22 protein-coding genes and 1 pseudogene are annotated in these 24,036 nt (G+C 61.0%); 12 read left to right on the top strand and 11 right to left on the bottom strand.

Annotated features, from left to right (window positions below; all coding sequences use genetic code 11):
* Positions 1-4 precede the first annotated feature (4 nt).
* The 5 genes from SxD43FB_RS10720 to SxD43FB_RS10740 all read right to left on the bottom strand — a co-directional run bounded on the left by SxD43FB_RS10720 (position 5) and on the right by SxD43FB_RS10740 (position 6,228).
* The gene (locus tag SxD43FB_RS10720; protein WP_096062161.1) at positions 5-2,299 is read right to left on the bottom strand and encodes a glycosyltransferase family 4 protein; all 2,295 of its coding nucleotides are present in this window, start codon (positions 2,297-2,299) and stop codon (positions 5-7) included.
* Between the two features lie 120 nt (positions 2,300-2,419).
* Complete coding sequence (locus tag SxD43FB_RS10725) at positions 2,420-3,544, bottom strand: glycosidase (protein ID WP_096062162.1); 1,125 nt, start codon at positions 3,542-3,544, stop codon at positions 2,420-2,422.
* Positions 3,545-3,708: 164 nt separating this feature from the next.
* Complete coding sequence (locus SxD43FB_RS10730) at positions 3,709-3,837, bottom strand: DUF2474 domain-containing protein (RefSeq protein ID WP_096062163.1); 129 nt, start codon at positions 3,835-3,837, stop codon at positions 3,709-3,711.
* Entirely contained in the window at positions 3,818-4,822 is a 1,005-nt protein-coding gene (cydB, locus tag SxD43FB_RS10735) for a cytochrome d ubiquinol oxidase subunit II (protein WP_096062164.1), read from the bottom strand. Before cydB ends, SxD43FB_RS10730 begins: the two co-directional genes overlap by 20 nt.
* Positions 4,819-6,228, bottom strand: a complete 1,410-nt coding sequence (locus tag SxD43FB_RS10740) for a cytochrome ubiquinol oxidase subunit I (RefSeq protein ID WP_096062165.1) — start codon at positions 6,226-6,228, stop codon at positions 4,819-4,821. Before SxD43FB_RS10740 ends, cydB begins: the two co-directional genes overlap by 4 nt.
* Before the next feature lie 682 nt (positions 6,229-6,910).
* Here SxD43FB_RS10740 and SxD43FB_RS10745 point away from each other — a divergent pair.
* The 6 genes from SxD43FB_RS10745 to SxD43FB_RS10770 all read left to right on the top strand — a co-directional run bounded on the left by SxD43FB_RS10745 (position 6,911) and on the right by SxD43FB_RS10770 (position 12,525).
* Positions 6,911-7,501 (top strand): hypothetical protein, encoded by a 591-nt coding sequence (locus SxD43FB_RS10745; RefSeq protein ID WP_096062217.1) that lies wholly within the window; start codon positions 6,911-6,913, stop codon positions 7,499-7,501.
* A 41-nt stretch (positions 7,502-7,542) separates the two neighbouring features.
* Positions 7,543-8,517 carry a lysylphosphatidylglycerol synthase transmembrane domain-containing protein gene (locus SxD43FB_RS10750; protein ID WP_255245672.1) on the top strand — a complete coding sequence of 325 codons (975 nt, stop codon included), beginning with the start codon at positions 7,543-7,545 and terminating at the stop codon, positions 8,515-8,517.
* A gap of 119 nt (positions 8,518-8,636) precedes the next feature.
* Positions 8,637-9,461, top strand: coding sequence for a universal stress protein (locus SxD43FB_RS10755; protein WP_096062218.1), 825 nt, complete (start codon positions 8,637-8,639; stop codon positions 9,459-9,461).
* Positions 9,462-9,476: 15 nt separating this feature from the next.
* Positions 9,477-10,460: a zinc-dependent alcohol dehydrogenase family protein gene (locus tag SxD43FB_RS10760; RefSeq protein ID WP_096062167.1), complete on the top strand. Its 984-nt coding sequence runs from the start codon at positions 9,477-9,479 to the stop codon at positions 10,458-10,460.
* Between the two features lie 312 nt (positions 10,461-10,772).
* Positions 10,773-11,342 (top strand): BON domain-containing protein, encoded by a 570-nt coding sequence (locus tag SxD43FB_RS10765; protein WP_255245673.1) that lies wholly within the window; start codon positions 10,773-10,775, stop codon positions 11,340-11,342.
* Positions 11,335-12,525: a nitroreductase family protein gene (locus SxD43FB_RS10770; protein WP_255245674.1), complete on the top strand. Its 1,191-nt coding sequence runs from the start codon at positions 11,335-11,337 to the stop codon at positions 12,523-12,525. The genes SxD43FB_RS10765 and SxD43FB_RS10770 overlap by 8 nt, the downstream gene beginning before the upstream one ends.
* 19 nt (positions 12,526-12,544) lie before the next feature.
* On the opposite strand, the gene SxD43FB_RS10775 is transcribed toward SxD43FB_RS10770, so the two are convergent.
* The 5 genes from SxD43FB_RS10775 to SxD43FB_RS10795 form a co-directional block, all read right to left on the bottom strand.
* A complete protein-coding gene (locus tag SxD43FB_RS10775; protein ID WP_096062168.1) occupies positions 12,545-13,174 on the bottom strand; it encodes a histidine phosphatase family protein in 630 nt (209 codons plus the stop codon).
* The gene (locus SxD43FB_RS10780) at positions 13,174-14,199 is read right to left on the bottom strand and encodes a class I fructose-bisphosphate aldolase (protein WP_096062169.1); all 1,026 of its coding nucleotides are present in this window, start codon (positions 14,197-14,199) and stop codon (positions 13,174-13,176) included. The genes SxD43FB_RS10775 and SxD43FB_RS10780 overlap by 1 nt, the downstream gene beginning before the upstream one ends.
* Positions 14,196-16,619 carry a phosphoketolase family protein gene (locus SxD43FB_RS10785; RefSeq protein WP_096062170.1) on the bottom strand — a complete coding sequence of 808 codons (2,424 nt, stop codon included), beginning with the start codon at positions 16,617-16,619 and terminating at the stop codon, positions 14,196-14,198. Before SxD43FB_RS10785 ends, SxD43FB_RS10780 begins: the two co-directional genes overlap by 4 nt.
* A 131-nt stretch (positions 16,620-16,750) precedes the next feature.
* Complete coding sequence (locus SxD43FB_RS10790; protein WP_176482748.1) at positions 16,751-17,416, bottom strand: NAD(P)H-dependent oxidoreductase; 666 nt, start codon at positions 17,414-17,416, stop codon at positions 16,751-16,753.
* Between the two features lie 73 nt (positions 17,417-17,489).
* Entirely contained in the window at positions 17,490-18,545 is a 1,056-nt protein-coding gene (locus tag SxD43FB_RS10795) for a glycoside hydrolase family 130 protein (RefSeq protein ID WP_343228842.1), read from the bottom strand.
* Between SxD43FB_RS10795 and SxD43FB_RS26350 the strand changes: the two genes are divergently transcribed.
* The 6 genes and pseudogenes from SxD43FB_RS26350 (at position 18,507) to SxD43FB_RS10815 (ending at position 22,561) form a co-directional block, all read left to right on the top strand.
* Positions 18,507-18,827, top strand: a complete 321-nt coding sequence (locus SxD43FB_RS26350) for a hypothetical protein (RefSeq protein ID WP_343228843.1) — start codon at positions 18,507-18,509, stop codon at positions 18,825-18,827. The two genes, SxD43FB_RS10795 and SxD43FB_RS26350, sit on opposite strands and share 39 nt — an antisense overlap.
* A gap of 271 nt (positions 18,828-19,098) precedes the next feature.
* A pseudogene (locus SxD43FB_RS25885) lies at positions 19,099-19,476 on the top strand (MarC family protein); the annotation flags it as partial.
* A gap of 79 nt (positions 19,477-19,555) precedes the next feature.
* On the top strand, positions 19,556-19,762 hold the full coding sequence (locus SxD43FB_RS25890; protein WP_255245685.1) for a hypothetical protein: 207 nt from the start codon (positions 19,556-19,558) through the stop codon (positions 19,760-19,762).
* A gap of 112 nt (positions 19,763-19,874) precedes the next feature.
* Complete coding sequence (locus SxD43FB_RS10805) at positions 19,875-20,615, top strand: HAD-IIB family hydrolase (protein ID WP_096062172.1); 741 nt, start codon at positions 19,875-19,877, stop codon at positions 20,613-20,615.
* Positions 20,616-20,753: 138 nt separating this feature from the next.
* On the top strand, positions 20,754-21,314 hold the full coding sequence (locus tag SxD43FB_RS10810) for a DUF1269 domain-containing family protein (RefSeq protein WP_096062173.1): 561 nt from the start codon (positions 20,754-20,756) through the stop codon (positions 21,312-21,314).
* An 8-nt stretch (positions 21,315-21,322) separates the two neighbouring features.
* Positions 21,323-22,561, top strand: a complete 1,239-nt coding sequence (locus tag SxD43FB_RS10815; RefSeq protein WP_255245675.1) for an acetate/propionate family kinase — start codon at positions 21,323-21,325, stop codon at positions 22,559-22,561.
* Here SxD43FB_RS10815 and SxD43FB_RS10820 read toward each other — a convergent pair.
* Entirely contained in the window at positions 22,551-24,026 is a 1,476-nt protein-coding gene (locus tag SxD43FB_RS10820; protein WP_096062175.1) for an NAD(P)H-hydrate dehydratase, read from the bottom strand. The genes SxD43FB_RS10815 and SxD43FB_RS10820 overlap by 11 nt on opposite strands.
* Between the last annotated feature and the right edge of the window lie 10 nt (positions 24,027-24,036).

Genomic DNA, 24,036 nt, shown 5'->3' on the forward strand with positions numbered 1-24,036 from the left:
CCGATCAGGCGAAAGCGATCGGTACGACCGTCGCTGGCCTCTGTGCCACGTCCGCGACACGTTGGGAAAGCCTCATCATGGCGCAGGATGCCAGTTGCAGCGCGATCAGTGATTCCGCGCCCTGGTTGCGATTGGGACCAAGCGGCGTCAGTCCATCAAAGCAGCCCCCGCTCACGGGCGTCGCGAGCGGGCTGTCCAGGTCATTGTGACCCAGGAACCAGCGATAGGCGGTTTCCGCCAGCAGCACCCATCTTTTGTCAGGATCGACATCCCACGCGGCCACCGCGGCATCAATGGTCGCCTGTGCCTCCAGCGGCTGCTGGTCGTAGGGCAAGGGCGGCTTGTGAGTGCGGCCGAAACTCTCCGAACCCACGGGTCGGAAATAGCCCTCGGGCGTCTTTTGTTGGTTGCCTATCCATTCCAGCGAAATCAAGCCGCGTTCAATCAGGTCCACCCGTCCCAGGTGACGCCCGGCAACGAGCAGAGCCTCCGGCAGCCTTGCATTGTCATAGGCCAGCACCCCTTCGAACCATGTCCAGCCGGGACGGCTGGCAGCATCAAGAAGCGCGGAAATATGATCGGCAAATTTCGCCATCACGATTGAGACGGACCTGTGGGCCGGATCGGCGTCCAAAATGGCGCCAGCGCCAAGAATGACAAAGGCCTGCGCGCGCGGCGAGGTTACCGAAGCCATGGGACCGAGCGCGGCTTCGAAGAGCTGTGCCGCCCATTCGCGGTGCGCAGGAGACAGCGCATCGCGCACGGTGACGCCCAAAGCCCAGAGCGCCCGACCGCAGCTATCCTCTGATCCTTCTTCCTCGCACCAGCGCCGGTCGAAGCCCATGAAATTGCGGAACCGGCCACGATCCGGATTCCAGGCGTGCTGAACGAAGCTGGCATAAGTGGTCATCCACTTGTCCCGAAGACCCTCGTCCATAGCTTCCATCTGGGCCATCAGGATCAGAGCCCGGGCATTGTCATCTATGCAATAGCCGTGACGGCGGTCAGGGATTGTGAGGATACCATGCTGGAAAATGCCGGTCGCATCGCTCATTCGCAGGACGGCGGAAGGATCGGGCGGAAGGACGGCATAGCTGCGGCGAAGGCTCTGGCGATCCGGATGCGCGAAGATGGCGGCGATCATCAGATCTCCAACGTGGCGCGCCAATTCGCTCCAGATCATTTTGCGCCCATAGGCATAGGCGCGCGCCGCATAGCCGCGCAGCAATGCCTCGTCCGACAATAAGGCCATAATCTGCTCAGACAAGGCACCCGCATCCTGGAACGGCACGACGACACCGCGGTCTTCCGACAGGATTTCCTGCGCCTGAACATAGGGTGTCGAGAGCACGGGCTTGCCCATGCCGATCGCGTAGCTGAGCGTGCCCGACACAATCTGCGCAGGATTGACATAGGGGGTGACGTAGATGTCGGCCGCCTGAAGCGTGTCGAGCAATTCCTCCTGTTCGACATAGCGGTCAATGAAGCGAACCTGATTGCCAACGCCCAGCTCCTGCGCCAGCGCAACGAGCCCCTCGCGCATGCTTTCCCCGCGCTCGCGGACAAGGTTCGGGTGGGTCGCGCCCAGGACGACATAAAGCGCGTCGGGATGCGCTTCGACGATGGCGGGCATGGCCCGGATCATGTGATCGATACCCTTGTCGGGTGCGAGCAGGCCGAAGGTGAGGATGATCCGATGCCCTTCCCAGCCAAATCGGCGCTTCATTTCGGCAGGATCGACATAGGGCCGGTCAGGCACACCATGGGGGATGACCGCTATCATGGCGTCATCCACCCCATAGGTCTCAATGAGGATGGTCCGCCCCTGTCCAGCCATGACCATGATCTTGCTTGCCCGCCGCAACAGGGCAGCCATGACGCGATGTTCGTCCGGGGTAGCTTTCTGGGAAATCGTATGGAGCGTGAGGACCAGTGGCAGCCGGGTCCGCTCGAGCAGGTGCAGGATCATATCTCCCGCCGCGCCGCCAAATATCCCGAATTCATGCTGCAGCCAGATCGCCTGCGCCCCGCTGTCCTCGATCCGGCAGGCGGCATCGGCATAAGCGGCGCGATCATCCCGATCGATCGGATGGATCCCGTCGGGATAGACGATGCCGTCGGCGCCATCGTCCATCGCATAGCTGTCGATGCGCATGGCCGGAAAGGCGGCACGCAAAGCATCGTGACAATGGGTCGTGAACGTCGCAATGCCGCAGCGACGCGGCATGGAATTGCCAATAAGAGCAATATGCTGCGGCGCTGGAACGGCGGCAAGCGAATCCAAAGGACTATGCTTCATCGACTGTTATCCTGCTGGACCGCTTCGCGCTGCGCGCGATAAAAATACGGGTATCTATTGTAACGCATAGAGCCAATTTTAGTTGCCCGCACGCACCCTCGTGCGAACGGGAGACATGCTTCAGACGGCACCGAACCGGCCGTAAGGAACATGGGTTATCCGGCACGCGAGGTCTGCTTCACCGGACGCTATGATATAGTGATCGCCCGCATCTACGATGCCTGTCGTGAACACGATGTCCTGAAGATATATCTGGTGCGCCAGCGGCGCCGTGAGCAAAGGCGCCGCTTCGAGCAAAGGCCGACGATCAGTCCGCACGACCTGGCTCGGATCGTCTCGATCGAGGATGGACCAATAGGTGCGATAGACGCCGACGCCGTCATTGGGCGCGACCCCGTGCCAGAGGCTGAGCCAGCCTTCGTCGGTCAGGATTGGCGGCGCCCCGCCCCCGATGCGCGCCGTGGCTGCCGTATCGGCGTGGGGACGAATGCCCGGTTGGTCATAGGGCTTCCAATGCAGGCCGTCGGGCGACGTCGCAAGGTTGATGGAAGGCCCCGCGCGCCAGCGGCTACCCGGCGGGTAGGCGAAATATAGGTCACCCAGCGGCCTCGTCTGCGCCCAGTAGCGGCCAGCGATCAACCCTTCGAATAACAACATATCCTTGTTCTGGTGGTCGAGAACCAGACCCTCGCAACGCCAGTCGAGCGCGTTGTCGGAACTGTAAAGCGTCGTAGCATGGCGCTGGGGACTGACCGAACAGGTCGTCATCCAGTAACGGCCATTGATGCAGCTTATGCGCGCATCCTCGATGCCATAGCATTGGCTGTCCGCGGCAGGCGCGATGGCGCGGTCATAATGCCAGGCGATGACATCAAGTCCGTCGGATGACAATTCCACCGGGAGCAGCCAGGACAGGGACGTCAATGCCATGACATTCCAGCCCTGGCCCTTCAGCATGAGTTTGCGTGGATCGGACGTATCGACCGCGTCGAGCGGCCAGGCATCCAGCACATAGCGCCCCGCTTCCCAGCGGATTGCGTGGATCCTGTCGCCTTTGACCGGCGCGGACAGCGCTTCGGCGATCCGTACCATGAGCAACAGATTGCCATTGGAGAGCCGCGTCATGCCTGGATTGAAAGCCCCCAGCACAAAGGTGTCGGCAGTCAGCGTAGACCGCAGCGGCGACCGGGTGAGATCGATATCGTCCGGTACAATGACCAGGCTATCATGAGAATATTCTGACATTTCTAATCCTTTGGATCGGACGGGACAGCGACCTGTATCGATGACGGTCGATGATCTGCTTTGAAGCGCCAAGCCAGGACGCTATCGCTCGATCGCGACCTGAATGGATTTAGCCTGCCATATGTGCGCCCTGACCTGTCGACTCCCGGACAAGTCTGGCCGGTTTAACGAAGGAGAACAGCCCTTATCCCGTAAGCAACGATGCCGAGCCCCGTCACGCTCGCCGCCCAGATCGCGACAAACCAGACCAGACGTCGCCACCATGGGCCAGGATCAATGATATCCGCTTTCATCGACTTTCCCTCGAAACACCCAATAGGCCCAGGCCGTATAGGCAAGAATGATCGGGACCATGACCCCGGCACCCACCAGCATGAAAATCTGGCTCCGCACCGGTGCCGCTGCGGCCCAGATCGTCACGCGGCCAGGGATCACATCGGGCCATATCGAGATGGCTAGGCCCATCATCGAAAGTCCAAACAGCATCAGCGTCAGCATGAAAGGCAGGCCATCACGTCTGCCACCGATGGAGCGCCAGAGCAGATATCCAACGATCGCGACAAGGATCGGCATTTGCGCAGCGGCCATAACACCAGGATAGCTGAGCCAGCGCTGGTAATATTTACCCTCAAGGAAGGGCGTGTAGGCGCTAACGGCGGCGATCGCGATCAGGAGCGCGATAAGCAGCGGTCGGGCGAAGCGATGGGCATCACCCTGCACGGGACCATTGGTCTTCCAGATCAACCAGCTTGCGCCGAGCAGCGCGTAACCGATGACCAGGCTGATGCCCGTGAGCAACGAGAATGGCGTGAGCCAGTCCCACCATCCGCCAGCATAGGCGCGACCTACGACCGTTATGCCCTGCAACAGGGCGCCAAGCGTCACCCCTTGGGCAAAGGTCGCGATGAGCGATCCCGCACAGAAGGCTGCGTCCCAGAAGCCGCGATGGGCGGGGTCGCGCCAACGAAATTCGAAAGCCACGCCTCGGAACACGAGGCCAAGTAGCATCGCGATCAATGGAGCGTATAGCGCCGGCAAGATGATCGCATAAGCCAGGGGAAAGGCAGCCAGGAGCCCGCCGCCGCCAAGCACCAGCCATGTCTCATTGCCGTCCCACACCGGCGCGATGCTGTTCATCGCCATGTCCCGCTCGCTGCCGACCTTGAAACCCGGGAACAGAATGCCGATGCCAAGGTCAAAGCCGTCCATCACGACATAGGCGGCGACCGCGAAGGCGATGATGCCAGCCCAGATGACAGTCAGGTCCAGGCCCATCATGACCTGCCCCCCTCTATCGCTGGCGCGGGCGTTATGCCCGCGCTGCGGATTGGGCCATGCTCGACTGGCTCTGCACTTTCATGGGGCTGTGGCGGCTTGGCCATCAGCTTGAGGATGTACCAGCCTCCAGCCGCAAAAACCGAGAAGTACACGATGACGAAGGCCAACAGCGACACCCCCACCGCAGGCGCTGCAAGCGGCGAGACGGAGTCGCTCGTCCGCAACAGGCCATAAATGGTATAGGGCTGCCGTCCGACTTCGGTCGTCACCCAGCCTGCGATCACTGCGACGAACCCCGATGGACCAAGCACGACAGCTAATCGGTGGAGCAGCGGCCAGTCGTACAGCTTGCCCCTTGCCCGCGCGACAAGGCTGAGCAGACCAAGCGACAGCATCGCCAGGCCAATGGCGACCATGATGCGGAACGACCAGAAAACGATCCCGACGGGCGGTTGCTCATTCTGCGCGATCGTATCAAGCCCGGCAAGGGGCGCGTTCAGGTCATGCTTGAGAATCAGCGAGGAGAGCTTGGGGATCTCGACAGCATAATCGACCCGCTTTTCCTGCGAATTGGGGATACCGAACAAGATGAGCGGCGCGCCTGTGGGATGGCTGTCGAAATGCCCCTCCATCGCCATGACTTTGGCGGGTTGATGCTCGAGCGTGTTGATGCCGTGAAGGTCTCCGGCGAAAATCTGGACGGGGGCTACCAGCGCGGCCATCCACATCGCCATGGAGAACATGCGCCGCGCGCCGGGATTGGCGCGGTCCTTGAGGAGATGCCACGCGCCGACTGCGCCCACGACCATCGCGGTCGTCAAATAGGCCGCAATAACCGTATGTACGAGGCGATAGGGGAAGCTTGGGTTGAAGATGATCACAGCCCAGCTGGGTCCGGGAAGAAACTGGCCGTTTGCGCCTATTTCATATCCGACCGGCGTCTGCATCCAGCTGTTGACCGATAAAATCCAGAAGGCGGAAATGAAGGTTCCGGCCGCAACGGCGCAGGTGGCCGCGAAGTGCAACGCCTTTCCGACCTTGTTGATGCCAAAGAGCATGACCCCCAGGAAACCGGCTTCCAAGAAAAAGGCGGTGAGCACCTCATAAGCCATCAAGGGTCCGATCACCGGCCCTGCCCTGTCGCTGAACACCGACCAATTTGTGCCGAACTGGTAGGACATCACGATACCCGACACGACGCCCATAGCGAAGGTGATGGCGAAGATTTTGAGCCAGTAGCGATAGAGATTGGCGTAGATGCCATTCCCTGTCTTCAGCCACAGTCCCTCAAGGACCATGAGATAGCTGGCAAGACCGATCGAGAAAGAGGGGAAGATAAAATGAAAGCTGATGGTAAACGCAAATTGGGCTCGGGCGAGGATGACCGGATCAAGTGCGTCCCACATCAGCCCTGCGTTCCCAAAGGCTTGCTGCAGGCGGCCGCGGCCGTTGAAGCCAGATAACTCGATGATATTGTGAGCCGGTCATGATGCAGCGTCAGACGGGTCGTTCCATAGCTCGACAGGCTCAACGGGCGATCGTCTATGGCAAAGCCATAAGCGCGGTTCGCTTTTGCAAGCGCAGCACCGCAAGAGCGCCCCTGTCTTCGATCCATCAAACTGCCCTCGCAAGTCAGCGGCGGTCGGTAATGGCACCGACCACATGACCCGATAGGGCTAAGTCAGAACCCACAGTTGGGACAGGATCGGAAACTACGCATATTGGCCTACCGGGATTGTTGCGCGCCCCAAAAAAAAGGCCGGTCCGAAGACTAGCCTGTAAAAGTTTAGGAGAGGATGCCTGAAAGGCGCCCTCTTTGTGACCCAAAGGAAATATTGCTGCAAGTGCGAACGACTATTTGCGCCTGCAAATATTGCAACTGCGCCTTGGCGCATGCTTTCCGCTGCGGCCTCTGGAGCGATGCGGCAGCTCTGTCGCGGTGCCAAGACCGGCGGACTGGATAAGCGGGCGCAGGATCAGCGAGATAGACGGAGTGGGGGTTTTCCGACTCTACCCAGGATGGGGTTGGCTGCGGCACTGATACGGGCATGACCGACCGCGCCGAATTGGCGTTTCCTGGAGATGTCGATGACCCAGCATATGCAGGATCTTGCCGGAGAGATTCTTCGACTCCAGGGTGAGCTGGACCGGGAGATTGAAGCGCGCCGCAAGCTTCTGGGCGTAAAGCTGGCTGCCGGGCTGGTCGGCTTCGAGCAGGGCGTGCTTTCAGAACAGCGCCTGCTGCGGACGAGGGTCTCGCACTTTCTCGCGCAATCGAGCTGCGCCACGATGATTACCGCGCCGCTCATCTATTCACTGATTGTCCCGCTCATGCTTCTGGACGCCTGGGTCAGTATCTTTCAGGCCGTTTGCTTCCGTGTCTATGGGATCGAGCGGGTCCGGCGGGCCGATTTTATCGTCTTCGACAGGCAGCATCTTGCCTATCTGAACTGGATAGAAGCACTTAATTGCCTTTTCTGCGCTTATGGCAATGGCCTCATCAGCTACGTCCGCGAGGTCAGCAGTCGCACCGAGCAATATTGGTGTCCGATCAAACATGCTCTGAAAATCCACGATCCGCACAAGCGCTACCATCAGTTCCTCGAATATGGCGACGCCGACGGATACCGGGCACGACTTGAAACCTTCCGTGACCAGTTGCGCGCGTCAGCAGACTGATGGGAAAGGCGCTCCCGCCTAGAGGCAGTCGACACGGCCATATGGCAGGCTGGCTGTTCGGGCTTCTGGCTGTCGGCATGATAGTCTTCATGGTCCTTCATTTTGGAGACCTCAAAAGCTTCGGGCGGATGCTTCAAAGCGCCCAGCCCCTTTGGCTTGTGGCCGCAGCCGGGCTGCAAGTGCTGACCTATGCCAGCGTTTCGATGGGCTGGAAGCTGGTCCTCGACAGGGCCGGCGCGCCCCTGCCCCTTTACCGGCTTTTACCAGTGGCACTGTCCAAGCTCTTTGCCGATGCGATGATCCCAGCCGCAGGAATGGGCGGAAATCTGCTGCTCGTAAACCGCCTGGTGAAGTTGGGAGTCCCCCGCGGAGCCGCGGTTGCCGCCCTCCTTATTTCGATGATGGGCTATTATACCGTCTTCGCCCTCTTTGCGCTGGCCATGCTTTTTCTCCTGTGGATCCATGGCAAGGCGACGCCATTGCTCGTGGGTGTCGTGACAACTTTCCTGCTCGTTGCGCTGGCAATACCAAGCATGGCACTCTGGCTGCGGCGGCGGGGCAGTCATCCGTTATCGCCCTTCCTCGAACGTATCCCCGTCGTAAGCAGCCTGCTGCACGTGGTGGGCGAAGCGCCTGCCCGATTAATGGCGGACCGGCGCCTCATCCTTGGGGTGGGCGTATGCAATGGAGTCATCTTCCTGGCTGACTCAGCGACATTACAGGTCTGTCTCTTCTCGCTGGGCCATCCGGTAGGCTATAGCACCGCCTTTATCGCGATGATGGGCGCGTCAATCCTGGCTGCACTTGCCCCACTCCCCTTGGGATTAGGAAGTTTCGAGGCGGGATCAACGGCTATGCTCAGCATCCTCGGCGTTCCGCTTCCAGCGGCCCTTGCCGGCACTTTGCTCCTGCGCGGGTTTACCTTGTGGCTGCCGCTTCTTCCCGGCCTGGTGATGATGCGCGGGGCGCCCAGGCGCAAACCGCACGGCAGGCGCCCTCACCGCGCTGCTGAGTAGTTTCCGAGCCTGACGCCAACCCGTTTTCAAGAGCAACTGCTGGATATGGCGCCAAACCACAATCCTGCCGCCACCCATCAGCGCCGCCAACCCAAAGCGCTATTCCAGGGAGACGGATGATGACCTACAAGACACTTTTGGCCCATCTTGACCTTAGTCAGTCCAATGCGGAACTGCTCCGCGTGGCAGCTGATTTGGGTGAAAGGTTCGATGCCCGCCTTGTCGGGATCGCCGCCTGCCAGCCCATGCAACTCGCCTATGGCGATGGCCTTGCGAGCGGCGAAGTCATGGCCGCCTGCAGGGATGAACTGGAGTCCGAACTGCGCCGAGCCGAAGCAGAGTTCCGTCAAGCCTTGAAAGCCTATCAGGCACCGCTGGAATGGCGTTCGACCTATACCACGGACGCGCTCCCCTATTATGTGGCGAGCGAGGCGCGTTGCGCGGATCTGGTGGTCACCAGCCTTGCTACGGCCGACGCTCTCGACTCCTCCCGTCACGCGAGTGTCGGCGATCTTGTGATGCGCGCAGGCCGACCTGTCCTGGTCGTGCCGTTAACCGCCGCCCGTCTGCCCTTCGAAAAAATCGTCATTGCCTGGAAAGATACACGCGAAGCCCGGCGCGCCGTGGCGGACGCGCTACCGCTTCTCGCCATGGCAAGCCAGATCACCATCGTTGAAATCGCGCCTGACCCGGATCTCCCGAGCGCGCTCGGACGCGTACAGGATGTCGCCGCCTCGCTGATGCTGCACGGCATCAAGGCAGACCCGTTGGCGGTGGTTTCGCGCGGCGCAGATGCAAGCCGCCTTGCCGGGATATTGGAGGAGCAGGATGCCGACCTCGTCGTTTCTGGAGCCTATGGCCACAGTCGGCTGCGCGAATGGGCATTTGGCGGCGTGACCCATGACATACTCAAGGGTGGTCGATGCGCCCTGCTTTCCCACTAGCCAGGCGCAATTCCCATGCACGCTATGGTGATGAACAAGATCGGCGGCCCCCTGCTCTGGACCGAACTGGCCGACCGACATCCTGGGCCAGGCCAGATCAGGGTGAAGATCGGAGCATGTGGCGTGTGCAGAACCGATCTCCATGTGCTGGACGGCCAATTGCCTGAGCAGCCTCTTTCCATTATCCCGGGACATGAGATCATAGGACGGATCGATGCCACCGGCGAAGGCGTCGATGACCTAAGGGTGGGGGAGCGTGTCGGTATTCCCTGGCTGGGGCACACATGCGGCACCTGCCCTTATTGCATCGATCATCGCGAAAATCTGTGCGATGCCCCGCTCTTCACCGGCTATACCCGCGACGGCGGCTTTGCGACGCAAGTCGTCGCAGACGCACGGTTCGCGTTTCCGCTCGGAGAAAGGGGCGAAGATATCGCGCTGGCGCCCCTCCTGTGTGCCGGGCTTATCGGCTGGCGCTCGCTGGTTATGGCAGGTGATGGCCAGCGGGTCGGGCTTTACGGCTTTGGCGCAGCGGCGCACATCATCGCCCAGGTCGCTTCATGGCAAGGCCGATTGATTTATGCCTTCACAAGGCCAGGCGACCTGGCCGCGCAGAACTTCGCCCGGGGGCTTGGCGCTGTCTGGGCTGGTGGCTCCAATGAGGTTCCGCCCGAACCGCTCGACGCCGCCATCATCTACGCGACTGTAGGCGAGGTTGTGCCGCTTGCGCTGAAGGCTGTCCGCAAGGGTGGGATCGTGGTGTGCGCAGGCATTCACATGAGCGATATCCCGGGCTTCCCCTATGCGCTTCTGTGGGAAGAGCGGCGGCTTGTTTCGGTTGCCAATCTCACCCGCCAGGATGGTCTGGACTTTCTCGCGCTCGCGCCCAAAATCGGGATCGTAACCCATACGACCAGCTACCCACTGCAAAAAGCGAACGAGGCCCTGGCCGATTTGCGCGCAGGTCGTTTCGAGGGTGCCGCCGTCCTTGTCCCTTAAGGGCTGCCGTCAAGGCCATCGCCGCTGCGGTGCCCGCGACCCTTCATGTGCCTGGCACTGCTAGGTAGTTTCCGATCCTGCCGACGCCTCTCCATGAGCCTAATATCCTGTGACTGGATCGAGCGGCTGCAACGACACAGCGCTCAAACGGTCGCTTCCAGATCACCGTGCCCCAAAGCCCTGCGGCCAGTCGCCGCACCGGTTTAGCCTGCCAAGAACCAGGAGAATGTATGTCCCAGGATCGTCAACTTCAGCAAGCCGTCCTCGCCGAATTTCTGTGGGAACCCAGCATCACGGCCGCCGCATATCGGTGTGACGGCCAGTGATGGCGTCGTTACGCTGACCGGCCATGTACCGGCCTATTTCGAGAAACACGCGGCCGAAAAGGCAGCCGCGCGCGTGAAGGGCGTCAGGGCCGTAGTCCAGGAGCTTGAAGTCAAACTCGCCTTCCCGACTGCGCGCACCGATGAGGATATCGCGCATGCGGCCATCGACCGGCTTTCCTGGGAAGTCACCATCCCGCGCGATGCGATCAAGGTAGAGGTCGAAAAGGGCTGGATCACGCTGACCGGCGAAGTCGCCTGGCACTATCAGAAGGATGCCGCCGAGCGAATGATCCGTGGCCTCCATGGCGTCGTCGGTGTCTCCAATCAGACCACAGTCAAGCCGCGCGTCAATATCACCGACATCGGCCGTGACATCGGCGTTGCGCTCCACCGCTCCTGGCTCGACCCCAAGACGATCAACGTCAGCGCCGATGGTGGCAAGGTCAAGCTGACGGGCACCGTCCATACGCTGAACGATCGCTGGTCGGCAGGATCGGCCGCATGGGGATCGCCCGGCACAACCGCCGTAGAGAATGACCTCATCGTCGTTGGCTGATCGCAATCAGTCCCGCCGGCTCCAAAATGGAGCTGGCGGGCGCTGCGTTTCACAGACAGATCAACTTCCAGAAGGCTTCAATATGGCGGTGCACCGGCGTGAGGTCCTGATAGGCGGTGGGGCCGTCGCCCTTGCGATGGCTGGCGCGACCCTGGCCGGCCTGCACGGCATGGGGTCGATGGCCGAATATGATGCTGTCGTCGGCGCGTCCCGCAGGGCGCTTGGCAAACATCCGGGCCTTCGAGATATACTGCGCTTTGCGACGCTCGCACCGAACGGTCACAACACGCAGCCATGGCGCTTTCGCGTCGCCTCCGATCGCATCGAAATGGCACCCGACTTCATGCGGCGCACGCCAGTGGTCGATCCGGACGATCACCATATTTTCGTCAGTCTGGGGTGTGCGGCAGAGAATCTGTGCCTCGCTGCAGCTGCGGGCGGATATGTCGCAGACATGGGATGGACTGGCCGGACCGACGGGTCGATTGCATTCCCCATCCGGTCAGGCACCCCCAGGGACAGCACCCTGTTTCAAGCCATAGCTCATCGCCAGTCTACACGCGGCCCCTATGACGCAAAGCCGATGCAGGTCTCTGAACTCAATCTGTTGGCTTCAGCGGCCCGGACAACCGGCGTCGATTTAGTCCTGATCACGCAGCGAGAGGGCATTGACCAGGTTCGCGATCTGGTAGTGGCAGGAAATACGGCGCAGATGAACGATCGCGCCTTCCGGCGCGAACTTCTGCATTGGCTGAGGTTCAATGCCCGGGACGCGATCCACGCTGGCGATGGCATGTTCAGTGCTGGAAGTGGCGCTGCCGCGGTTCCTTCATGGGCGGGCCCTTTTCTCTTCGAGCAGTTCATCACCGCGCAGAGCGAAAATAAACACTATGCCTCATATCTTGACTCATCATCTGGTGTTGCGATCTTCGTAGGTGCCCACGCCGATCCCCGGCACTGGGTACAAGTCGGGCGTGCATGCCAGCGTTTTGCGCTTCAGGCGACCGCCCTTGGCCTGAAATGCGCTTTCATAAATCAGCCGGTCGAGGTAGCAAGTCTGCGGCCAGAACTGGCGTCATTGGTCGGCGCGAAGGGGTATCGGCCCGACATCGTCATGCGCTTTGGTCGGGGACCCGCATTGCCCTTCTCTGCACGGCGCGCGACCGCTACCCTGCTCGCCTGACGATGGGCGGCCTTGGCCTTCAACCCGGATTGCGATAATCGAGCCTTGCGGTCGGCACGATATTCCAGCGTGTTATGACCGGAATGTTGGGATGTCCCGGCTTTGGTCCAAGGATACTCAAAGAGGCGGGATCGAGCGCGAAATGCTCACCTTGTGCGCCCGCCATACGGGCCCAACGGGCCGCCAACACGCAGCCATATTGGCCATGCGAGAAGAGCGCGATATTCCCATCCAAAACGCACAGTCGCAAAAGCAGTCGATCTACGCGCAGCACGACATCATCAAGGGCTTCCCCACCTGGGCATCCATCCCGAAACACACTCCACCCTGGCCTCTTCTTGCGGATGTCGGCGGTGAGCTGGCCTTCATAATCGCCATAATCCCACTCTGCGAGATCTTCCTCGATGGTCGCAGGCCCGCCGCACCCTGACAGGTCGCACGTCCGGCGCGCCCGCTGCCGGGGACTGGCAAATATGTGCGAGAACGGCACATGAGCGAGCAAGGGTGCCATGTCTCGCGCCATCGCCTCGCCATGCGTGGTCAAGGGGATGTCGGTGCGGCCCGTATGCTGGCCGGACAAGGACCATGCGGTTTCGCCGTGCCGGATAAGATAAAGGGTCGGAAGCGCCGCTTCCCTCGCGCCGTTCATCAAGGTGTCACATCGGTCGATGCAACATAGGCACCGCTCCGTGCCGCGCGGTTGCATCGGGCGCGCTCAGCGAGAGAGGCTTGGGCGAGCCCGCTGTTTGCGTCTTGGCCTCCCCACAATGCAAGAGCGGGCTGCTGGATTGCCCGACCATAGGAAAAGCCAAGTGGCCAGGGGAGCTTGGTCGCAGATGGTGCATTCAGGGCGTTGAGGCGGGCGGAAGCCAGTTCCGGCGACTGGCCCCCAGAGAGAAAGGCGATCCCGGGTACGGCCGCCGGCACGCTGCGCAAGAGGCAGGTCACAGTTTCGTCCACGATCCTGTCGAGCGTTGCCTGATCGACGCATTCCGATCCGGCGAGAACCATGTTAGGCTTCAGGATCATGCCCTCGAGCAAGACACGCTGGGCCGACAATTGGCTGAAGACCGTTTCCAGGATCGTCTGGCTGAGCTTGCCGCAATATTCGATATCATGGTCGCCCGCCATCAGCAGTTCAGGTTCAACGATGGGGACAAGCCCCGCTTCCTGGCAGAGCGCCGCATAGCGGCCCAGCGCGTGGGCATTGGCCTTGATGCAGGCGGGGCTGGGCGTGCCATCCTCGGCACTGAAGACCGCCCGCCATTTGGCAAAGCGCGCGCCAAGCGTGGCATAGGCCTGTAGCCGGTCGCGCAGTCCATCCAGTCCTTCGGTGATAGTTTCGCCCGGAAAGCCGGCGAGCGCCTTTGCGCCGGTATCCACCTTGATGCCGACCAGAATGCCGGCGCTGGCGAGCACATCGACGAACGCACGCCCGTCGGCCGTCGCCTGATGGATGGTTTCATCATACAGGATGACACCGCTTATCGATTGGGAAAGGTCGGGCGTGGCGATGATAAGTTCGCGCCATCGCCGTCTGCTTTCCGCACTTTGCGCGATACCAAGCGCAGCAAAGCGCTGGTTGCAGGTGCCGACACTCTCGTCGATCGCGAGCAGCCCTTTGTCGTTTGCCATGAGCTGTGCGGCGATGCCGGCCAAAGTCCCGGAGTTCATTCTGGCCCACCCCAGGTCCAGTCGCGAATCTCAGGCATATCCTGGCCGTGGCGATCGATGTAGAGCTTGTGCGCGCACAGCTTGTCGCGCATCGCCTGCTTCAGATAGGCACCCCGGCTGCCGGTCTGTGGCAACTGGTCGACGACATCCATGACGAGGTGGAAGCGATCGAGCCCGTTTTGTACCCGGATATCGAAAGCGGTCGTGATCGTTCCCTCTTCCTGATAGCCACGCACGTGCATATTCCGGTTGGTCCGGTGGTAGGTCAGCCGCTGGACGAGCCCGGGATAGCCGTGAAAGGCAAAGATGACTGGCCGGTCGCGGGTGAAGAGCGAGTCATAGTCCGTGTCGCTCAGCCCATGGGGGTGCTCGGCGCACGGCTGGAGCTTCATCAAATCGACGACATTGACGACCCGCACCCGAACTTCGGGGAGCGCTGCGCGCAGGATGGATACAGCTGCCAATATCTCAAGCGTCGGCGTATCGCCGCAGCTTGCCATGACCACATCCGGCTCGCCGTCCTGGTCGTTACTGGCCCAGGACCAGATGCCGATTCCTTGGGCGCAGTGCGATGCTGCCGCCTCGATCGTCAGCCATTGCGGCAGGGCGTGCTTGCCGGCAATCACGACGTTGACATAGTGGCGGCTGCGCAGGCAGTGATCCATGACCGAGAGCAGGCAGTTGGCATCGGGCGGCAGATAGGCGCGCACGATGTCCGCCTTCTTGTTAGTGACATGGTCGAGAAAGCCCGGATCCTGATGGGTAAAGCCATTATGGTCCTGCTGCCACACGTGCGACGAGAGCAGATAATTGAGTGATGCGATATCGCGGCGCCAGGGGAGCTCAGAGGTGACCTTGAGCCATTTGGCATGCTGGCTGAACATGGAATCCACGATCCGGATGAAAGCCTCATAGCTGTTGAACACCCCATGCCGCCCGGTGAGCAGATAGCCCTCCAGCCAGCCCTGGCTCTGATGCTCGCTCAACATGGAGTCGAGTACCCGGCCCGACGGCGCAAGAAATTCGTCATTAGCCTCGATGCCGGCCTCCCACTGCCTGCCGGTCACCTCAAACACGGCGCCCAGCATGTTGGAGAGCGTCTCGTCAGGGCCAAAGATGCGGAAGTTCCGGGCCGACTCATTAAGCGAAAGGACGTCGCGCAGATAAGGGCCAAGCGTACCCATGTCCGACACTGCGACTGCACCTGGCGTCGGGACATCGACGGCGTAGGACCGATAGTCTGGAAGGCGCAGATCGCGCAGAAGCATCCCGCCATTGGCATGCGGATTTGCTCCCATCCTTCGATCTCCTGTCGGTGCCAGGGCCGCCAATTCAGGTATGAGCCGACCCTTGCCGTCGAACAGTTCTTCAGGCCGATAGCTCTTCATCCAGGCTTCGAGCGCGGCCACATGACCCGCATGGTTCGCGTCGACCAGCAGCGGCACCTGGTGCGATCGGAACGTGCCTTCGATGGGAATGCCATCGACCTGGACAGGACCCGTCCATCCCTTGGGCGAGCGCAGGACGATGACCGGCCAGCGTGGCCGATGGGTCGATTTCCCTGATCGGGCATCAGACTGGTACTGGCGAATGTCGGCGATTGCCGCGTCCATGACGTCGGCCATGCGCCGATGCATCGTATCGGGATCGCTCCCCTCGACGAACCGCGGCGACCAGCCGCATCCTTCGAGGAAATAGGCCAGGTCATCGCCGTCGATGCGCGCCAATAGGGTAGGATTGCTGATCTTGTAGCCGTTAAGATGCAGGATCGGCAGCACGGCACCATCGCTCACAGGGCTGAGGAATTTGTTCGACTGCCAGGCGGTCGCGAGCGGGCCGGTTTCTGCCTCGCCATCGCCGACCACGCAGGCAACAATCAGATCGGGATTGTCAAACGCTGCGCCAAAGGCATGGCTCAGCGAATAGCCAAGCTCTCCGCCTTCATGGATCGATCCCGGCGTGGTCGGGGCGACATGGCTCGATATGCCGCCGGGAAAGGAGAATTGGGTAAAGAGCTTCTTGAGCCCTGCCTCGTCCTGGCTGATGTTGGGATATATCTCGCTGTAGCTGCCCTCAAGATAGGTGTTGCCCACTAGCGCCGGCCCGCCATGGCCGGGGCCGGCAATGTAGATCATGCTGAGATCTTGTGCTTTGATTACCCGGTTGAGATGCACATAGATAAAATTCTGGCCAGGCGTGGTGCCCCAATGACCGACGATCAGGGGCTTCACATGGTCGAGCGTCAGCGGCTCGCGGAGCAAGGAATTGTCGTAAAGATAGAGCTGCCCGACCGACAGATAATTGGCGGCGCGCCAGTAGGCATCGATGAGAGCGAGCTCGTCGGCGTCGATATTGCTCGGGACAATTGCCGGAATGTCATCTGCGGCCGCGGCTTCGCGCTTGAAGAGGCGTACATCCATAGTCTCGCGATCCCGATGCTTTGGGCAATGGCCAGCCTGGCCCTCCCGAAAGCATGAAGATAGCGGCGGCACAGGGCAGAATTGCAGGCTCGGAAACTACTCACACGATGATAGAGCCTAAATTTGCGGGTTCAAATTGCCCGTCCGACTGGGGAATCTATATTTCCTAAGGGTTGCGCTGTGGCGACAAGGCCGCACATCTTCCGCGCCGCTTCACTGACCTCTTCCATATATTGGAGGAAGAAGCGTTCGCTCAGCCCCTCGTTGATCCGCGAAAAATGCGAATGCTGCGTTGACGCCATCGAGAAGGCTTTCTTAAGATAATGATCGAAGACATTTATCAGCGACTGCCACTCCCCTTCCTCGTCAAGCCAGATCTGGGAGTTTCCCGATGAGGTGAAGCTTAGAAGATGCGCGCCAATCATGTGCGAGCTGGCGTCGCGCACGCGCAAGGCCCGAAAGGAAAAGTCTGATCCCAAGACACGGTCGACATAACCCTTGAGCATCGCGGGCGGCGTTCCAAACCAGATCGGATAGACAAAAACCAGCACAGCCGCGTTGGCTATGATGTCGAGTTCATGGGCAATATGGGGAGACTCGAAGAATGTTTTCGAACCCGGCTGTTCATTGGCCTGCAGAACCGGATCGAATTTCATGGCGTAGAGATCGCGCAGTACCGCCTCCTGGCCGGCGTCTTCGACGACTGCGCAATATCTGTCAGCTACGGCTGCGTTGAAGCTATCCCGCTCGGGATGGCACAAAATGACGACATGCTTGGGTCTGTTCATATCCGTCATGCTGGGCCTCCTGGCGGGTTCGCGCAGCAAGCTGTCATCCTCCAAACATGCCGTTGCAAGCATCGGAAAACCCCTAGTGTCCACCCGTGGGCTTGGGATGGATCATCGCCTCGAGCAAAGCATCGATCGAGATGACAGCCACTGTCGTGAAGCTGTCGGCGATCGCATAGGGCAGTATCAGGCTTCTACCATTCAAGAGTGCGCCGCAGCTATAGACTACATTGGGCACATAGCCGTCGCGTTCCTGTGGGCTTGGACGCAGGAGCGGCGTCGCCAGCCGACCGATGACCTTTGTCGGATCCTGTTTGTCGAGCAGGCAGGCGCCTATGCAATAATTGCGCACCGGCCCCACGCCGTGGATCAGAACCAGCCATCCCTCGTCGATCTCGATTGGCGAGCCGCAATTGCCGAGCTGCACGAACTCCCAGACCCAACGCGGCGAGAGGATTTTGATGCCCGCGTCCCAGGTGTAGAGATCGTTCGACTTCAAGAGCCAGATATTCTCATGGTCGAGGCGACCGAGCATGACATATTGACCGTCGATCCGGCGGGGGAACAGCGCCATCCCTTTGTTGACGGCGGCGGGACCATGGAGCGGCGTGAGTTCAAACGTCTGAAAATCGGTAGTTCTGAGCAGTTCTGAGCGGATGTCCTCGCCACTAAAGGCCGTGTAGGTTCCCAGATAAGTAGGGTTGCCCTCCTCGTCCACGAACCGCACCATCCGCAAATCCTCGATGCCGTGCCGTTGCCGGAAGGTCGTGGGAAAAATGACGATCTCCGACAGGCTCTGGCTCTCTTTACAAAGCAGCCGGACGCCAGGATCGCCGGGCGCCCCACCTGGCATATTCTCGATGCGGGGCGAAATAGCCTGAAGGCTGGCCGGATCAATGCTGACTATCCCCTCTCCCGTGCACAGACCCGTGCGAAAGGTGATAGAGGAAACATGCCCCTCCCCCACACCGCGCAAGGACAGGATGAAGCGGACTGCGCCTTTCGCCACGTTCCTCTGATCGGGATGCGCCACGATACTGGGATTGAACAGGGCCGCAGCCTCGAACGAATATTCTTCACAAAAATAGGCGCCGATAAGATGCGCCTGCGCCGTGCTCACGGCACGCGGATCGATCATCTGGCCATTGACTTCGTGATAGCGGCGCAAGAGCATATCCTCGATATTGCGATGGCGGTTGGACAGGCTGGCGACCACCCGTTCCAATTCTTCCGCAAGTTCGCTGTGCTCCAAGTTAAGAACGCGATTGGCGAGGCACTGCGCCCGCGTCGGGTCCGTGCATCCGGCGCGTGGCGGATCGTCAGCCGGGATGAAAGGCCTGATGACCACTCGCGTGGGATCTGCGCGCAATTGCACCGGCAGATGCGTCACTATGAGATCCACAGGCCTTTGGCCCCTTAAAAAAAAGCGGGAAACTGAAAGGACGGTTTTGCTTACGGCGATTGCGGCGAGCCACCGCGCTGGTCATGATCGGCAGAACCGGTCCGCGATAGGCTCGGAAACTACCCAGCGCCTGAGTGTTTTCCGAAGCTCCCGGCCTTTCCCGATGAAGAGCAAGAGTGTGGAGCATAATCGCTTCAGTCCCGATCCGCGCCAGCAGGCACGGCATCGCCAGCCGCCCACCGCGCGATCGAGAGATTAAATGGCTGATAGTTCCCTTCTTGCCATGTTCATGGCCTTGTTTGCTATCACTGCGCCAATCGCTGCCGTTCCGCTGTTCGTCGCGGCTACAGAAGGACAGTCGGACGGGCAACGACGGACGACGGCGATGATCGCTGCGGCGACCTTCCTGTTGGCAGCGATGGTGGCGTTGTTCGCCGGGAACGCCGCCCTCGCCTTCTTTGGGGTCGATGTAGCTGCCTTGCGGCTGGCCGGCATGGCTGTCGTCGCCGTTATAGGATGGCAAATGATCAACGCGCCGACGGTGGCCGCAGAGCCGCCAGGCGCTGCCGGATCGCAGCATCTCCACGCAGCGTCCAATACCCGGATCGTGCAAGCCGGCGCACAAGGCCGTCCATCGCCTTCGCCGCTTAGCATCGGCGTCACGCCGCTTGGCTTTCCCATTTATGCCGGACCCGGTGTCCTGTCAGTCGTTGTCGCCTGGGGCAGCGGCCCGGGAGCCCGTTTACATGATTGCAATCGCCGCCATCCTCGCCAACGCTGCTCTCATTCTCGGCCTCAACCTTGCGGCGACCCCGATCACGCGCATCATTGGCGCAGAGGCGTTGCTGGTAACCGAGAAGCTGTTCGGCCTCGTCGTCGTCGCGATCGCGGTGGGTGGTATGGCAAGCGCCCTCCTCATATTATTTCCCGGTCTGCAGAGCGTTACACGATGATGCGTTGGCCCCAATATCGCCGCCGGCCAGAAACGCACTCGCCAAGGCCGATCACGGAAATACGCTGTGGCGACCCGCTCCTGGGCGAGAGACGCCAGGACGGGGCGCGGCGATGAAGCGCCTGGTTGCGTTCGATCTTGACGGTACGCTTGCTGAAAGCAAGCAGGCGGTCGACGCCGAAATGGCATCGCTTCTGGCGCGACTGACGCACAGGCTAAGCGTTGCGGTTATTTCCGGCGGTGACTGGCCGCAATTCGAGGTCCAGCTTCTCGCGCAACTGGGCAAGGACGCCAATCTCACCCGTCTCTTTCTCATGCCTACCTCAGGCACCAAGCTTTACCGTTACAAGGACATATGGCGACAAATCTATGCGGACGCTCTGAGCGAGAGCGAGCGACATAAGATCGTCGGTTCGCTTGAAGCAATCGTCGCTGCTTTAGGCTTTGCGCAGGAGAGGAGCTGGGGTGCCAGGATCGAGGACCGGGGCACCCAGATCACGTTCTCAGGCCTTGGCCAGGAGGCTCCGCCAGCCGCCAAGCTGGCTTGGGATCCGACCTTCGCAAAGCGGCAAAAGGTACAGGCGATGCTCACCCCGCTTATCCCGGGTTTTGTGGTGAGAATCGGCGGCTCGACTTCGGTCGACATCACGCGCGAAGGTGTGGACAAAGGCTATGGGATCACGAGGCTGGCAAAGGCCGCCGATCTTGCGCTTTCCGATATATTGTTCATGGGCGACGCCCTTTATCCCGGCGGCAACGACTATGCGGTACGTGGTGCTGGCGTGGACTGCATCGCGGTACGCGATGTCGAAGAAACCAAACATATTCTCGAGGCTGTCCTGCTTTGCGGGTAATGATCGGCGTACGTCCGCATGCGCGGCTAAAGTTGAGTAGTTTCCGAGGCTGCCGGCGACAGGCCTGCAAAGGCTAGGAAAAGACGCTGCAGGAAACGGCACGACCGCTTCCCATGCCTTTAGCAAGATGAGGATATCATGGAAAAACCCGAAGCCGTCGTTGCTGTCTTCTCCGATCATGCCGCAGCCGAGGCCGCCGTTAGAAAGCTCAATCTTGGCGGCTTCGATATCAAACATCTCAGTGTCGTGGGCAAAGGCTACCATGTCGACGAGCAGGTCGTGGGCTTCTACAATCAGGGCGACCGCGTCCGGTTCTGGGGGACAAGGGGCGCTTTGTGGGGCGGCCTTTGGAGCCTGTTCTTTGGGGGCGTCTTTCTTACGCTCCCGGTCGTTGGTCCCGTGATCATGCTCGGCTATCTGGCGGCGACCGCCGTGTCGGTCATCGAGGGGGCCGTCCTTGTCGGCGGCACGAGCGCGCTCGCAGCAGCGCTCTATGGGCTGGGGATCCCCAAGGACAGCGTGCTTGCCTATGAAACGGACATCAAGGCGGACGCATTTCTGGTCATGGCCCACGACACACCGAGCCGGATCGCGCTTGCCAAGGCTATCCTTGAAACAGCCGACGTCACGCGTGTCGACGTCCATGCCGCGACGCCCGACGCGCAGAAGAAACTCGAACTTGTGCACGATCATGATTGAGGTCCGGCATGTCTTCGTCCCGCATGGGAGCTGATCCGCCAAACGGCACTATCCTTGTATTCAACGCAGGGTCGTCCAGCCTGAAGTTCGCGCTTTTCGCCGGCGTCCCTGCCTTGGGTACGCTGATGCGGGGCGAGGTTACCGGTCTGGGCGAAAATCCGCATCTGGTGGCGCACGATGCCGCCGGTGTTCGTGTGGCCGATCAGCAATGGTCAGAGACAGGTGAGCAGGCTTTCAGCTCCGCGCTGGACGGCTTGCTTGCGCTGGTAGAGGCTATGCCGGGTCATGACCGTCTCGCGGCCGTGGGCCATCGCATCGTCCACGGGGGCGCTGACCATATCGCGCCCGAGTTGGTGACGCAGCCGCTGCTGGCCGCGCTCGAGACCCTCTTTCCGCTCGATCCGATCCATATGCCCCATAATCTTGCGCCGATCCGCGCCTTGGCCAAAGCACGCCCCGATCTGAGCCAAGTCGCCTGTTTCGACACGGCCTTCCATCACACGATGCCGCGCCTTGCCCAGCACTTTGCCCTCCCGCGCGCCATCACCGATGCAGGGGTCAGGCGTTACGGATTTCATGGCCTTTCCTACGAATATATTGCCTGCCGTCTGGCGGCAGATAGTCCAGCCCTCGCCAACGGGCGCGTCATCGTCGCGCATCTTGGCGCGGGCGCGAGCCTATGCGCGCTCGACAAATGCGTGAGCATCGCCACCACTTTTGGCATGAGCGTGCTGGACGGCCTGATGATGGCGACGCGATGCGGCAGTCTGGACCCGGGCGCCATTCTCTATCTGCTCAGGCTTGGACATCAGCCAGCCGACATCGAGGACATGCTCTACAATCGCTCGGGTTTGCTCGGCGTCTCCGGGATCAGCAGCGACATCCGCGTCCTGCTGGCCAGCAAGGCACCGCAGGCACGCGAAGCGATCGACCTCTTCACCTATCGGGTCGCGCTCGACATTGGTGCGATGACGAGCGCTCTTGGCGGCCTCGACGGCATCGTCTTCACAGCCGGGATTGGAGAACATGCGCCCGCTATCCGCACGGCCGTGTGCGAAAGGCTGCAATGGCTCGGCTTGGCGCTTGATGAGGCTGCCAATGACGCAGGGTCATCCCGCATCAGCATGACAAGCAGCAAGATCGACGTTCGCGTCATGGCGACCGACGAGGAAGCCATGATCGCACACCATAGCCTCGCCATAACCTGCAGTGCCAATGTCGCCCGAGCATCGGAGCCTACAGGCTAGCCGAACCCTTGTCCTGAAGCATTCTGAACACCGCCGGGAGACAATCTGGCAGATCCTCGGCAAGCAGGCCCGGCCCAAATTCCGCAGCTGCGGCGCCGTGCAGCCAGACGGCGGCCGCAGCGGCGAGAAAGGGGGGCATGCCCTGCGCAAGCAGCCCAAGGACAATACCTGCCAATACATCGCCAGCACCCGCCGTCGCCAGGCTGGGTGGCGCATTGGCGTTGATGATGGCCTGTCCATCGGGTGCGGCGATGACGGTGTCGCTGCCCTTGAGGATGACAATGGCGCCGCTTGCTGAGGCCGCAGCGCGCGCACGCGTCAATCGGTCGCCGCTGGTCTGGAACAGGCGAGCATATTCGCCGTCATGCGGCGTCAGCACACAGGGGCCAATAATGGCTTTAGTCAGCGCCTCTCTATCATCCTGGAACAGCGTGAGTGCGTCTGCATCGAGAACGACCGGCCGGCCGGTGGCGAGCATCGCCAGCGTTATGGCGTGCGTCTCGACGGTGATGCCGGCGCCAGGGCCTATGAGCATGGCCGAAATCCGCTGGTCGCCAAGCATTTCATGCATCTCGTCAGGGCTCGCAATGGGATGCACCATGATACTCGTCAGCGCGGCTGCATAGACCGGCAGCGCAACAGGCGCGACCGCTACTGTGGTAAGGCCAGCGCCTGTCCGTGCAGCAGCGCGGGCGGCCATTCGGGCGGCTCCGGTCGCAGGATAACCGCCCCAGATGAGGGCATGTCCGCGGCTATATTTGTTGCTGCCATCGACCGGGCAAGGCAGCGCACCGCGCCAGAGGGACGGCCCGTTCTCGAAAATGTCCGGCCCGAGCGCTTCGAGCACGGCCGCAGGCGTGCCGATATCCGCGACGACCACATCACCACATAGCCGTTTGCCAGGAAGCAGGAGGTGGCCGGGTTTCTTCCGAAAGAAGGTGACGGTCATCGCCGATGCGATCGCCCCTAAGGCAAGGCCGCTGTCACCCATTACGCCGCTGGGAACATCGATTGCAACGATCGGTATGCCCCGAGTGACCGACGCCGCCAGGATTTCTGCGGCGACTCCCTGCAGGGGGCGGTCCAGTCCCGCGCCAAATAGCGCATCGACAACCAGTTCGGCACCATCGAGAACTGCACCATCCAATGGGGCGATCGAACCCTGCCAACGATCCGCATTCGTTTTTGCTTCGCCTTTCAGCTGCTCGCGTCTCCCAAGTAGGGCCAGTCGCACGGACCAGCCAGCATCGCCAAGCAGACGTGCCACGACGAAACCGTCGCCGCCATTATTGCCGGGCCCGCACAGGACGCTGACGGGCCGTGCCGTCCAGCGTCCTGTAATCGCCCGTGCAACCGCGGTGCCTGCATTCTCCATAAGTTCGAGCGAGGAGATGCCAGATACGAGCGCCAGGCGATCCGCCTCCCCCATCTGGTGAACAGTCAGAAGGGCGCGGGAAAGGTCCATGCCGATGTCC

This window comes from Sphingobium sp. D43FB (genome assembly GCF_002312805.1).
Lineage (GTDB): Bacteria > Pseudomonadota > Alphaproteobacteria > Sphingomonadales > Sphingomonadaceae > Sphingobium.

Coding starts and splice junctions, on each gene's coding strand:
- SxD43FB_RS10720 (WP_096062161.1), bottom strand. CDS start 2,299: ATGAAGCATAGTCCTTTGGATTCGCTTGCCGCCGTTCCAGCGCCGCAG.
- SxD43FB_RS10725 (WP_096062162.1), bottom strand. CDS start 3,544: ATGTCAGAATATTCTCATGATAGCCTGGTCATTGTACCGGACGATATC.
- SxD43FB_RS10730 (WP_096062163.1), bottom strand. CDS start 3,837: ATGAAAGCGGATATCATTGATCCTGGCCCATGGTGGCGACGTCTGGTC.
- cydB (WP_096062164.1), bottom strand. CDS start 4,822: ATGATGGGCCTGGACCTGACTGTCATCTGGGCTGGCATCATCGCCTTC.
- SxD43FB_RS10740 (WP_096062165.1), bottom strand. CDS start 6,228: ATGTGGGACGCACTTGATCCGGTCATCCTCGCCCGAGCCCAATTTGCG.
- SxD43FB_RS10745 (WP_096062217.1), top strand. CDS start 6,911: ATGACCCAGCATATGCAGGATCTTGCCGGAGAGATTCTTCGACTCCAG.
- SxD43FB_RS10750 (WP_255245672.1), top strand. CDS start 7,543: ATGGCAGGCTGGCTGTTCGGGCTTCTGGCTGTCGGCATGATAGTCTTC.
- SxD43FB_RS10755 (WP_096062218.1), top strand. CDS start 8,637: ATGACCTACAAGACACTTTTGGCCCATCTTGACCTTAGTCAGTCCAAT.
- SxD43FB_RS10760 (WP_096062167.1), top strand. CDS start 9,477: ATGCACGCTATGGTGATGAACAAGATCGGCGGCCCCCTGCTCTGGACC.
- SxD43FB_RS10775 (WP_096062168.1), bottom strand. CDS start 13,174: ATGAACGGCGCGAGGGAAGCGGCGCTTCCGACCCTTTATCTTATCCGG.
- SxD43FB_RS10780 (WP_096062169.1), bottom strand. CDS start 14,199: ATGAACTCCGGGACTTTGGCCGGCATCGCCGCACAGCTCATGGCAAAC.
- SxD43FB_RS10785 (WP_096062170.1), bottom strand. CDS start 16,619: ATGGATGTACGCCTCTTCAAGCGCGAAGCCGCGGCCGCAGATGACATT.
- SxD43FB_RS10790 (WP_176482748.1), bottom strand. CDS start 17,416: ATGACGGATATGAACAGACCCAAGCATGTCGTCATTTTGTGCCATCCC.
- SxD43FB_RS26350 (WP_343228843.1), top strand. CDS start 18,507: ATGCGCCTGCGCCGTGCTCACGGCACGCGGATCGATCATCTGGCCATT.
- SxD43FB_RS10795 (WP_343228842.1), bottom strand. CDS start 18,545: ATGATCGATCCGCGTGCCGTGAGCACGGCGCAGGCGCATCTTATCGGC.
- SxD43FB_RS25890 (WP_255245685.1), top strand. CDS start 19,556: ATGATTGCAATCGCCGCCATCCTCGCCAACGCTGCTCTCATTCTCGGC.
- SxD43FB_RS10805 (WP_096062172.1), top strand. CDS start 19,875: ATGAAGCGCCTGGTTGCGTTCGATCTTGACGGTACGCTTGCTGAAAGC.
- SxD43FB_RS10810 (WP_096062173.1), top strand. CDS start 20,754: ATGGAAAAACCCGAAGCCGTCGTTGCTGTCTTCTCCGATCATGCCGCA.
- SxD43FB_RS10815 (WP_255245675.1), top strand. CDS start 21,323: ATGTCTTCGTCCCGCATGGGAGCTGATCCGCCAAACGGCACTATCCTT.
- SxD43FB_RS10820 (WP_096062175.1), bottom strand. CDS start 24,026: ATGGACCTTTCCCGCGCCCTTCTGACTGTTCACCAGATGGGGGAGGCG.